Source organism: Stenotrophomonas cyclobalanopsidis, assembly GCF_008710035.1.
In the GTDB taxonomy this organism is placed as follows: Bacteria; Pseudomonadota; Gammaproteobacteria; order Xanthomonadales; family Xanthomonadaceae; genus Stenotrophomonas; species Stenotrophomonas cyclobalanopsidis.
In genome coordinates this window covers 118672-128376 of the sequence record NZ_VYKI01000003.1, presented here as the reverse complement: position 1 = coordinate 128376, position 9705 = coordinate 118672, and the positions used below count along the sequence as shown (strand labels likewise).

11 protein-coding genes are annotated in these 9705 nt (G+C 67.3%); 7 read left to right on the top strand and 4 right to left on the bottom strand.

What is annotated here, in order from left to right; all coding sequences use genetic code 11:
* Positions 1–80: 80 nt before the first annotated feature.
* Positions 81–542: a GNAT family N-acetyltransferase gene (locus FJU31_RS03870; protein ID WP_150453559.1), complete on the top strand. Its 462-nt coding sequence runs from the start codon at positions 81–83 to the stop codon at positions 540–542.
* A 100-nt stretch (positions 543–642) separates the two neighbouring features.
* On the opposite strand, the gene FJU31_RS03865 is transcribed toward FJU31_RS03870, so the two are convergent.
* Together FJU31_RS03865 and FJU31_RS03860 are read right to left on the bottom strand one after the other, a co-directional pair.
* Positions 643–1890: a TIGR03862 family flavoprotein gene (locus FJU31_RS03865; RefSeq protein WP_150453558.1), complete on the bottom strand. Its 1248-nt coding sequence runs from the start codon at positions 1888–1890 to the stop codon at positions 643–645.
* Positions 1877–2311 (bottom strand): FKBP-type peptidyl-prolyl cis-trans isomerase, encoded by a 435-nt coding sequence (locus tag FJU31_RS03860; RefSeq protein ID WP_108768449.1) that lies wholly within the window; start codon positions 2309–2311, stop codon positions 1877–1879. Before FJU31_RS03860 ends, FJU31_RS03865 begins: the two co-directional genes overlap by 14 nt.
* Before the next feature lie 70 nt (positions 2312–2381).
* On the opposite strand from FJU31_RS03860, the gene FJU31_RS03855 reads away from it, so the two are divergent.
* The 4 genes from FJU31_RS03855 to FJU31_RS03840 all read left to right on the top strand — a co-directional run bounded on the left by FJU31_RS03855 (position 2382) and on the right by FJU31_RS03840 (position 5406).
* Complete coding sequence (locus FJU31_RS03855) at positions 2382–2747, top strand: DUF6164 family protein (RefSeq protein WP_150453557.1); 366 nt, start codon at positions 2382–2384, stop codon at positions 2745–2747.
* Positions 2748–2858: 111 nt separating this feature from the next.
* Entirely contained in the window at positions 2859–3626 is a 768-nt protein-coding gene (locus tag FJU31_RS03850) for a sulfurtransferase (protein ID WP_150453556.1), read from the top strand.
* Positions 3627–3841: 215 nt separating this feature from the next.
* A complete protein-coding gene (locus tag FJU31_RS03845) occupies positions 3842–4837 on the top strand; it encodes an LLM class flavin-dependent oxidoreductase (protein ID WP_150453555.1) in 996 nt (331 codons plus the stop codon).
* Positions 4838–4908: 71 nt separating this feature from the next.
* A complete protein-coding gene (locus tag FJU31_RS03840; RefSeq protein WP_150453554.1) occupies positions 4909–5406 on the top strand; it encodes a pyridoxamine 5'-phosphate oxidase family protein in 498 nt (165 codons plus the stop codon).
* A gap of 152 nt (positions 5407–5558) precedes the next feature.
* Here FJU31_RS03840 and FJU31_RS03835 read toward each other — a convergent pair whose 3' ends face one another.
* Together FJU31_RS03835 and FJU31_RS03830 are read right to left on the bottom strand one after the other, a co-directional pair.
* Positions 5559–6230, bottom strand: a complete 672-nt coding sequence (locus tag FJU31_RS03835; protein ID WP_150453553.1) for an exopolysaccharide biosynthesis protein — start codon at positions 6228–6230, stop codon at positions 5559–5561.
* A complete protein-coding gene (locus tag FJU31_RS03830; RefSeq protein WP_079221422.1) occupies positions 6214–7518 on the bottom strand; it encodes a hemolysin family protein in 1305 nt (434 codons plus the stop codon). The genes FJU31_RS03835 and FJU31_RS03830 overlap by 17 nt, the downstream gene beginning before the upstream one ends.
* 292 nt (positions 7519–7810) lie before the next feature.
* On the opposite strand from FJU31_RS03830, the gene FJU31_RS03825 reads away from it, so the two are divergent.
* Positions 7811–8437, top strand: coding sequence for a DUF47 domain-containing protein (locus FJU31_RS03825; RefSeq protein ID WP_079221423.1), 627 nt, complete (start codon positions 7811–7813; stop codon positions 8435–8437).
* Positions 8438–8450: 13 nt separating this feature from the next.
* On the top strand, positions 8451–9572 hold the full coding sequence (locus tag FJU31_RS03820; RefSeq protein ID WP_150453551.1) for an inorganic phosphate transporter: 1122 nt from the start codon (positions 8451–8453) through the stop codon (positions 9570–9572).
* The last annotated feature ends 133 nt before the right edge of the window (positions 9573–9705 follow it).

The following is a 9705-nucleotide window of genomic DNA, read 5'->3' as shown; positions in this document are numbered from 1 at the left end:
TTGCGTAGAGTCGAGCTTGCTCGACTGCTTTCTGATCAGAAAAAAGCAGTCGAGCAAGCTCGACTCTACGGGGAGGCATCATGCAGTTCAGGACCGGCACGACCGATGACGTAGCCGCGCTGTGGGCCCTGCGCACGCGCTGCGTGCGCGAAACCTGCAGCAGCCATTACCCGCCCGAGGTGATCGCGCCGTGGTCGGCGTCGCCGCCACCGGCACAGTACGAACGCCTGCTGGCGCAGGGTGCCTGCGTGGTGGCCGAGGACGGGCAGGGCGCCCTGCTGGGCTTTGGCGTGTTCGACGCCGCCGGTAACGAGGTCGATGCGCTGTTCGTCGATCCGGACAGGGGCGGGCAGGGCATCGGCCAGGCATTGATGCAGCGCCTGCTGGCACTGGCCGACCCGGCGCGTAAGGTCGTGCTGTCAGCCTCGCTCAACGCGGTGCCGTTCTATCAACGGCAGGGCTTCATTGCCGGGGCCGAGGAAGCCTATCCGCACCCCAGTGGCGTGGCGCTGGCCTCGGTGCGCATGCACCGCAGTTTGTAGAGTCGAGCCCATGCTCGGCTGCGCTGTTTCTATAGAGTCGAGCCATGCTCGACTGGATGCAAAAAGCAGTCGAGCATGGCTCGACTCTACAAAACCCGGGTCAGCGCCCCGCAAGCCACGCAATGACACCCTCGGCCGCCCGCAGGCCGCTCGCATAGCATGCGGTCAGCAGGTAACCGCCGGTTGGCGCTTCCCAGTCCAGCATCTCGCCGGCGCAGAACACGCCGGGCAGGGCGCGCACCATCAGGCTGTCATCCAGCGCCTGCAGGCGCACGCCTCCGGCGGTGCTGATCACCTCGGCCATCGGCCGCGGGCGCAGCAGTCGCAGCGGCAGGCGCTTGAGCGTTGCGACCACGGCGGTCAGGTCGTTGCCGGCGTCCTTGCCCAGGATCTCGAACACCAGCGCGGTCTTCACCGCATCCAGTCCCGCCTGGCGGCGCAGGTGTTCGCCGAAGCTGCGGCCCTTGCGCGGGCGCGACAGATCGGCGAGCAGGCGCGCTTCATCACGGCCCGGCACCAGATCCAGCCACAGGGTGGCGTGGCCATCGCGGTTGAGGGTTTCGCGCAGATCGGCGGCCAGCGCGTAGACCAGGCTGCCTTCGATGCCGTACTCGCTGGCCACGCATTCGCCCTGCAGCGATTGCGGCTGGCCCTGCAGGTCGATCCAGTGCGCGACCACCGGCTTCAGCGGTGCACCGGCATTGCGCTGGGCAAAGAACGGGGTCCAGTCCACGTCGAAGCCGCAGTTGGCGGATTGCAGCGGGGCGATGTCCACGCCGCGCGCCTGCAGCGGCGCGACCCATGCGCCATCGCTGCCCAGCTGCGGCCAGCTGCCGCCGCCGAGGGCCAGCACGGTGGCATCAGCCTGCACCTCAAGCGGGCCGTCTTCGGTGCTGAAGCACAGCGCGCCGTGCTCGTTCCATCCGGTCCAGCGATGGTTGGCATGCAGGCGCACGCCCTGTTCCTTCAGGCGGCGCACCCAGCCTCGCAGCAGCGGCGCGGCCTTCCGGTCGACCGGGAACACGCGGCCGGAGCTGCCCACATAGGTCTCCACGCCGAAGCCGGCGGCCCAGTCGCGCAGCGCCTGGGCGTCGAAGCCATCCAGCCACGGGCCGACAGCAGCGGCCTGCTCGCGGTAGCGGCTGTCGAACAACGGACGCGGGTCGGAATGGGTCAGGTTGAGCCCACCCTTGCCGGCGATCAGGAACTTGCGGCCGGGCGAACCCTTGGCCTCGTACAGGTCCACGTCCAGCCCAGCCGCGCGAAGGCGCTCGGCGGCGAACAGGCCGGCCGGTCCGCCGCCGATGACGGCGACCCGGCGCGGTGCAGCGGCATTACGGTTTGACATCGAGCAGCTCGACATCGAACACCAGCGAGGAACCGGCCGGGATCGGGCCGATGCCGCGGTCGCCGTAGCCGTAGGCCGGCGGGATCATCAGGGTGCGCTTGCCGCCCACCTTCATGCCCGCCACGCCCTCATCCCAGCCGCGGATGACCTGGCCGGCGCCGAGCGTGAAGGTGAAGGGCTCGCCGCGGCCGACCGAGCTGTCGAAGGTCTTGCCATGCTTGCTTTCGGTACGCTGGTCGTAGATCCAGCCGGTGTAGTGCACGGAGACTTTCTGGCCCGGAACGGCTTCGGCGCCGGTGCCGACCTGGGTGTCGATGCGCTCGAAGGTGGTCAGGGTGCCACCCGGGGGCGGGCCGGCCGGTTCGCGGGCACAGCCGGCGGCGACAAGGGACAGCAGCAGGGGGAGCAGCAGGCGGCGCATCGGGCGTCTCCGGGATGGGCGGTATCGGGGGCGGCAAGGGTAGCGCATCGGTGCCGGGTATCATGGTCGCATGGCCAAACTCCTGCTCAATCTCCGCAATGTCGGTGACGACGAATACGCCGATGTCTGCACGTTGCTGGACCAGCACGGCATCGCCTGGTACCGCACCGAACCCAGCCCGTGGGGCATTTCCAACGGCGGCCTGTGGCTGAGCGAGGATGCCGACCAGCCGCGGGCGAAGGCGCTGATGGCCGAGTACCAGAAGGCGCGCGGGGCGTGCGTGCGTGCCGAGCGCGAGCAGGCGCTGCGCGAGGGAACGGCCGAGACGTTCGGCAGCCTGCTGCGGCGGCGGCCGGTGTTCGTGGTGCTGGTGCTGCTGGGCATGGTGGTGGCCGCGGCGCTGGTGCTGCTGCCGTTCGTGCTGTTGCGGGGCTAGACCCCGTGGTAGTGCCGGCCTCTGGCCGGCAATGGGTCGGATCCCTCTGCCGCGCGGAGGGCTCTGACCCCTGAATCTGCCTGTGCGGGCGCGAGGCGCTAAAATGGCGGGATGATCGCCAATACCGCTACCTACCACTTCGCCGTCATCGACGCCCCCCAGGTCCTGTGCGACCAGCTGCTGGCGCGCGCCGAGGCCGCGGAGCTGCGCGGAACCATCCTGGTGGCGAGCGAGGGCCTGAACCTGTTCCTGGCCGGCGCGCCGGAGTCGATCAAGGACTTCTATGCCGCCCTGCATGCCGATGCGCGTTTTGCCGACATGCGGGTCAAGACCAGCTTCAGCGAGCACCAGCCGTTTGCGCGGCTGAAGGCCAAGGTCAAGGACGAGATCATCAGCTTCCGCCGCGATGACGGCCAGCCGCTGGAGTATCCGCGCGCACCGGCCGTGGACCCGGCCACCGTGCAGCGCTGGCTGCGCCAGGGCCACGACGATGCCGGCAAGCCAGTGGTGATGCTCGATACGCGCAACCTGCAGGAAGTGGAGTACGGCACGTTCAAGGACGCGCTGGTACTGCCCATCCACAAGTTTACCGACTTGCCCGAGGCCCTGGCGCCGCACCGCGAGGCGCTGAAGGGCAGCACCGTGGTCAGCTTCTGCACCGGTGGCATCCGCTGCGAGAAGGCGGCGCTGTGGATGGTCAACGACGGCATGGACAACGTGCTGCAGCTCGACGGCGGCATCCTCGGTTACTTCGAGGAAGTGGGCGGCGAGGGCTACGAAGGCCGCTGCTTCGTGTTCGATGAACGCGTGGCGCTGGATGCGGCGCTGCGGCCGATGGTCGACGAACCGCTGGCCGAGCCGCGCCCCAGTGCGTTCTGACCGCGCGACTGTGTAGAGCCGAGCCAATGCTCGGCTGCTTTCCGCCGCCTCTGTAGAGCCGAGCCCACGATCGGCTGCCTTTCGTGGTCCAACAGCAGCCGGGCATCGGCTCGGCTCTACACCCGCCCCGCAGGAATCAGCATCCTGCCACCGTCACTGGCCGTGGCCCCGTCCCGACCCCATGAAAGGGGGCATCCTGTGACGGAGTACGCCTGATGATCCCGTTGTCGATCCTCGACCTGGCCCCGGTCTGCGAGGGCAGTGATACCACCGCCGCCTTCGCCAACATGCTGGAGCTGGCCCAGCACGCCGATGCGCTGGGCTACCGCCGCTACTGGCTGGCCGAACACCACAACATGCCCGGCATCGCCAGCGCGGCCACCGCCGTGCTGATCGGCCACGTGGCCGGCGGCACAAAACGCATCCGCGTCGGCTCCGGCGGCATCATGCTGCCCAACCACGCGCCGCTGCAGGTGGCCGAGCAGTTCGGCACGCTGGCATCGCTGTACCCCGACCGCATCGACCTCGGCCTTGGCCGCGCGCCCGGCACCGACCAGCCCACCGCGCGGGCCCTGCGCCGCTACTTCGACAGCGCCGACCAGTTCCCGCAGGACGTGCGCGAGCTGCTGCACTACTTCGAACCGGTGCAGCCCGGCCAGGCCGTGCAGGCCGTGCCGGGTGGCGGCCTGCGGGTGCCAACCTGGATCCTCGGTTCCAGCCTGTTCGGTGCACGCATGGCCGCCTCGATGGGTCTGCCGTATGCGTTCGCCTCGCACTTCGCGCCCGATTCGATGGAGGAAGCGCTGGCCGTCTATCGCCGCGAATTCCGCCCCTCGGTCACGCTCAAGCAGCCGCACGCGATGCTGGCGCTGAATGTCGTGGCCAGTGACAGCGAAGCCGAATCGCGCCGGTTGTTCACCAGCCAGCAGCAGAGCTTCGTCAATCTGCGCCGCGGCCGCCCGGGCCGCATTCCAGCGCCGATCGACGACATCGAGACCTTCTGGGAACCGCACGAAAAGCTGGGCGTGGAGCGCGCGCTGGCCTGCACCGTGCTGGGTGATCCGCAGCAGGTGGCCGAGGGCATCGCCGCCTTCGTCGATCGCCACACGCCCGACGAACTGATGCTGACCGCCAACCTGTACGACCACCGCGCGCGCCTGCGCTCGTTCGAGCTGGCCATGCAGGCCTGGCATGCCCGCCACGCAGGCTGAACATCTGCATCACGGCGCATTGCACCCGCGCCGGGTCTGATGGGGGCTCCTCATTCCCCGGAGCCCCCACCATGGCCGATTCCCGCGCCGAACACATTGCCCAGCTGGCCGAACTGATCAAGGACGTGGAGGTGGCGATGTTCACCACCGTCGGCGTCGATGGCCGCCTGTACAGCCGCCCGCTAGGCACCCAGCAGGTCGCCTTCGATGGCGACCTCTGGTTCGCCACCGCCGCCGACAGCCCGAAGGTGGCCGAGATCGCGCTCAATCCGCGGGTCAACGTGGCCTACGCCTCGCCATCGAAGAACACCTATGTATCGGTGGCCGGACGTGCGCGCATCGTCAATGACCGCGCAAAGATCGAGGAGCTGTGGTCGTCGCCGATGAAGCTGTTCTTCCCGGGCGGCAAGGATGACCCGAACCTGCGGCTGATCCACGTGCGCGCCGATTCGGCCGAATACTGGGATGGCCCCGGCACCCTGCTGGGCAAGGCGCTGAGCTTTGTGCTGTCGGCAGTGCAGGATGAGCCGGCGCAGCTGGGCGACAACGGGTTCATCGACCTGCGGTGAGCAATTCCGCCGGGCATGGCCCGACGCTACCGCTGCTTCATCCGCGCATGGCGTGGATCTACTGCTTCCGCGTAGGTCCACGCCGTGCGTGGATGATCATGTCGTGTGGAGGGTAGCGCCGGGCCATGCCCGGCGAGCGCAGCGGCCAGCACTCAGAACCAGCGCTGGAACAGCTCCACCGTATACCCCACCAGCTGCCCGGAACTGAAGCCGAAGAAGGCGATCGCCACCAGCGCGGCAACCCAGTTGAACAGCATCAACGCGCCATCGCGTTCCAGCAGTGCCAGCGCGAACAGCAGCAGCTGGAAGCCGAACAGGAAGTTGGTGAACGGGATTGGCAGTGAGAGCATCACTCCCAACAGCACCAGCAGCAGGCCGGTGAACGCATGCGCGGGCAGAGGAACCAGCAGCGACGGCATGCGCGGCGAGAGCATGCGGTCCAGTCGACGCAATGGCCGATCAATACGGCGCAGGAACTTCTGCATGGTCCCGCGTTTGGGGCCGCGGCGGGCAATGAAGCCCGGCAGCCACGGCTTGCGCCGACAGAACAGCATCTGCAGCCCGATCAGCACCACCAGCGGCCCGCTGACCGCGCCGCCCATGCCCGGGATCGGAATGAAGGACGGCAGGATGGCCACGAACAGGAATACGCCGAAGGCGCTCTGCTGCAGGTCCTTCAGGATCTGCCCCAGTGGCATGTGCTCGCCCGGGTCGCCCGAAGCGAACATCGCCAGCAGGGTGCGGATGCCCTCGTTGCGGTAGACCGGGCGCTCCTCGCCCGATCCATCGTGCGGCGCCTGGTTGGACTCAGGCGGTGAGCTCATCGGCCTGCTCGTCGGACAGGGTGCGCAGCAGCAGCTTGTCCACGCGCGCGCCATCCAGATCGACCACCTCGAAGCGCCAGCCGGCCCAGTCGAAGTATTCGCCCGCATGCGGGATGCGGCCGAAGTAATGGATGCACATGCCAGCCAGCGTGTAGTAGTCGCCGTCTTCGGCGTCGGGCAGCTCGTTGCTGCCGATCAGTTCGCGCAGGTCTTCGATCGGCAGCGAGCCGTCCACCAGCAGCGAGCCGTCTTCACGGGTCACCACCAGCGCGTCTTCGTCGGCGTTCTCCACCGCCTGCAGGCGGCCGACCACCGCGCCCATCAGGTCGCTGATGGTGACCAGGCCCTGGATCTCGCCGTACTCGTCCACCACCAGCGCCATCGACTGCTGTTCCTCGCGGAAGATCTCCAGCAGCTTCATCGCGTGGGTCGATTCGGAAACGTAGAGCGGCTCGCGCAGGGTCTGGAACAGCGCGTTGTCCCCGCGCGCCATGCGCGTGGCCAGCGACTTCAGTTCCAGGATGCCGACCACGTCCATGTCGTTGTCGCGCAGCACCGGGTACCGCGAGAACTCGTGCTCGGCCATGATTTCCAGGTTGCGCTCCAGGCCGGCCTGGGTGTCCAGCCAGGCGATGCGGTTGCGCGGGGTCATCAGGCTGTCGGCGGTGCGGTCGCCCAGGCGCATGACACGGTTCATCATGTCGCGCTCATGGGTGTCGATCACGCCGGCCTCGTGGCTCTCGGCCACCAGCATGCGGATCTCTTCTTCAGTCACCTGGGCAGCCTCGTCCTGGCCCAGGCCCATCACCTTCAGCATCAGCTGGGTGGTCTTGGACAGCAGCCAGACGAAGGGCAGGGCCAGCTTGGCCAGCCAGCTCATCGGCATGGCCACCAGGCCGGCGATGGCCTCCGACCGGGTCAGGGCCAGACGCTTGGGCACCAGCTCGCCGAAGATCAGGGTGATGAAGGTGATCAGGCTGACGGCCAGCACCGTGCCGATCTTGCCGGCATAGGCGAAGCCGGGCATCAGGCCCTCGATCCAGCCGCCGAACGCTTCGCCCAGCGCTTCACCGCCCAGATAGCCGGTCAGGACGCCGATGACGGTAATGCCGATCTGGACGGTGGACAGGAAGCTTTCGGGCTTCTCGGAGAGCTCCAGTGCCTTGGCTGCGCGCTTGGAGGTGGCCGCCATCTGCTTCAGGCGGCTCTTGCGCGAGGTCATGACCGACATCTCGGACATGGCGAAGAAGCCGTTCAGCAGAACAAGCGCGAAAACAATCAGGATCATTTCAAACACGGGCATCATCCCCGGTTGGTGGCAGGGAGGGCGGGTGCTTGCAGTGGCGGCAGGCGCTCAGGAACGGGGTCCGGCGCGGCGCAGGGGGGTAAGGGTCGTCGTCCATAAGGTGCGCCCGGGGGCGCGCTGGCATCTTAGCAAAGGCCCATGGCAGGGTGGCAACTACCTGTTCAGGTTCGGGGTTTTCACCCCCTCTTGGGGGGCGGGGATACCCGGAATGGTCATCTAGCCGTCATAATTCGTCCTGGTGCCGTCCTTCCCGCGACGGCTGACAGGTTTCTCAATGTTCTCTCTGCAGACCATTTTCGGTTCCGGCAAACAGTTCTACACCCTGCTTGATGAGGCCGCCGTCGCGGCCAACGACGCCGCCAAGGCACTGCATTCGATGTTGCGCGAGGCCGACCGCCAGCCGGCGCTGGACGCCTTCAAGCTGGCCCGCCTGCGCGAGCGCGCGGCCTCGGACAAGATCAGCCAGGCGCTGGTGGACAGCTTCATGACCCCGATCGAGCGCGAGGACATCGAGGCGCTGGGTTCGGCCCTGTACAAGATTCCGAAGCAGATCGAGAAGTTCGCCGATCGCTACTCGCTGGCCACGACCCACCTGGAGCACATCGACTTCGCGCCGCGCGCGGCGATGCTGGAACAGGCGGCCGGCGTGGTGGTGGAGATGGTGGCCGACCTGCGCCACATGAACCTGGACCGGATGACCGCGCTGAACGAGAAGCTGCGCTCGCTGGAGAACGAGGCCGACCGCCTGATGCTCGAGCTGTACCGCGACATCTACTCGGGCCGCCTGGACAACCTGCAGATGTTCCTGCTGAAGGAATTCTTCGAGATCCTGGAAAAGGCCATCGACCGCTGCCGCGAGGCGGGCGTCGTTGCCTACCAGATCGTGTTGAAGAACAGCTGACGGACGCCGCCGCATGTTGACCCTTGTCCTGGTAGTGATCCTGGCCGCGCTCGTCTTCGAGTTCATCAACGGCTTCCACGACACTGCCAATTCCATTGCCACCGTGGTGGCGACCAAAGTGCTCTCGCCCGGCTGGGCGGTGATACTGGCGGCCGGCATGAACCTGCTCGGCGCGCTCACCGGCACCGCGGTTGCGCTGACCATCGCCTCGGGCCTGCTCAACACCAACGTCGTGGATGTCACCCCGCAGGTGATCCTCTGCGCGCTGCTGGGCGGCATCATCTGGAACCTGATCACCTGGTGGAAGGGCCTGCCGTCCTCCTCCTCGCACGCTCTCATCGGTGGTCTGTGCGGCGCCGGCCTGGCCGCGGCCCACAACAACTGGGATGCACTGATCTGGTCCGAGCGCCTGGGCAGCTGGGCGCAGAACAAGGGCCTGCTGTGGAAGGTGTTCGTGCCGATGATCACCTCGCCGATCGCCGGTTTCCTGCTCGGCATCGTAGTGATGGTACTGCTGTGGGCCGTGATCGCCGGCCTGGCCAAGATCGGTGGTGCCATCGGCCGCCTGGCGCGCCCGCGCATCGTCAACGCCTTCTTCGGCAAGGCCCAGATCGCCTCGGCGGCCTACATGGGCTTCGCCCACGGCCACAACGACGCGCAGAAGACCATGGGCATCATCGCCATGACCCTGATCGGTGCCGAAGCCACCGGCGCGTTGAACGACCTGCCGTCGTGGCTGGCCTTCATGCACCCGGATGCGCACGCCGGTGACGGCATCGCGATGTGGATCGTGCTGACCTGCGCGGTGGTGATGGCCGCCGGCACCGCCTCGGGCGGCTGGAAGATCATCAAGACCCTGGGCCACAAGATGGTCAAGCTGCACCCGATCCACGGCTTCGCCGCGGAGACCAGCTCGGCCACGATCCTGACCCTGGCGGCCCACTTCGGCATGCCGGTCTCGACCACCCACAGCATCTCCACCGCCATCATGGGCGTGGGCTTCGCCAAGAACCCGCGCTCGCTGAGGTTCGGCGTGATCGAGCGCATCGTCTGGGCCTGGATCCTGACCATCCCCGCCGCCGGCGGCTGTGCGTACCTGATCCTGAAGCTGTTCGAGCTGTTCGGCTGGACCTGATGCCAGCGGCCCGGTAAACAAAATAGCCCGCCGGATTCCGGCGGGCTTTTTTCATGAGACAAACAATTTTTCTGCACCCATCGTGTCGACCAAGGTCGACACCTACCAGAGCAGTCAGGGTCAGAGCCCGTGC

Excerpts from the sequence above, each read along its gene's own strand:
- FJU31_RS03855 (WP_150453557.1), top strand. The coding sequence starts at position 2,382 with ATGGCCAAACTCCTGCTCAATCTCCGCAATGTCGGTGACGACGAATAC.
- FJU31_RS03830 (WP_079221422.1), bottom strand. The coding sequence starts at position 7,518 with ATGATCCTGATTGTTTTCGCGCTTGTTCTGCTGAACGGCTTCTTCGCC.
- FJU31_RS03840 (WP_150453554.1), top strand. The coding sequence starts at position 4,909 with ATGGCCGATTCCCGCGCCGAACACATTGCCCAGCTGGCCGAACTGATC.
- FJU31_RS03870 (WP_150453559.1), top strand. The coding sequence starts at position 81 with ATGCAGTTCAGGACCGGCACGACCGATGACGTAGCCGCGCTGTGGGCC.
- FJU31_RS03825 (WP_079221423.1), top strand. The coding sequence starts at position 7,811 with ATGTTCTCTCTGCAGACCATTTTCGGTTCCGGCAAACAGTTCTACACC.
- FJU31_RS03860 (WP_108768449.1), bottom strand. The coding sequence starts at position 2,311 with ATGCGCCGCCTGCTGCTCCCCCTGCTGCTGTCCCTTGTCGCCGCCGGC.
- FJU31_RS03820 (WP_150453551.1), top strand. The coding sequence starts at position 8,451 with ATGTTGACCCTTGTCCTGGTAGTGATCCTGGCCGCGCTCGTCTTCGAG.
- FJU31_RS03845 (WP_150453555.1), top strand. The coding sequence starts at position 3,842 with ATGATCCCGTTGTCGATCCTCGACCTGGCCCCGGTCTGCGAGGGCAGT.
- FJU31_RS03850 (WP_150453556.1), top strand. The coding sequence starts at position 2,859 with ATGATCGCCAATACCGCTACCTACCACTTCGCCGTCATCGACGCCCCC.
- FJU31_RS03835 (WP_150453553.1), bottom strand. The coding sequence starts at position 6,230 with ATGAGCTCACCGCCTGAGTCCAACCAGGCGCCGCACGATGGATCGGGC.
- FJU31_RS03865 (WP_150453558.1), bottom strand. The coding sequence starts at position 1,890 with ATGTCAAACCGTAATGCCGCTGCACCGCGCCGGGTCGCCGTCATCGGC.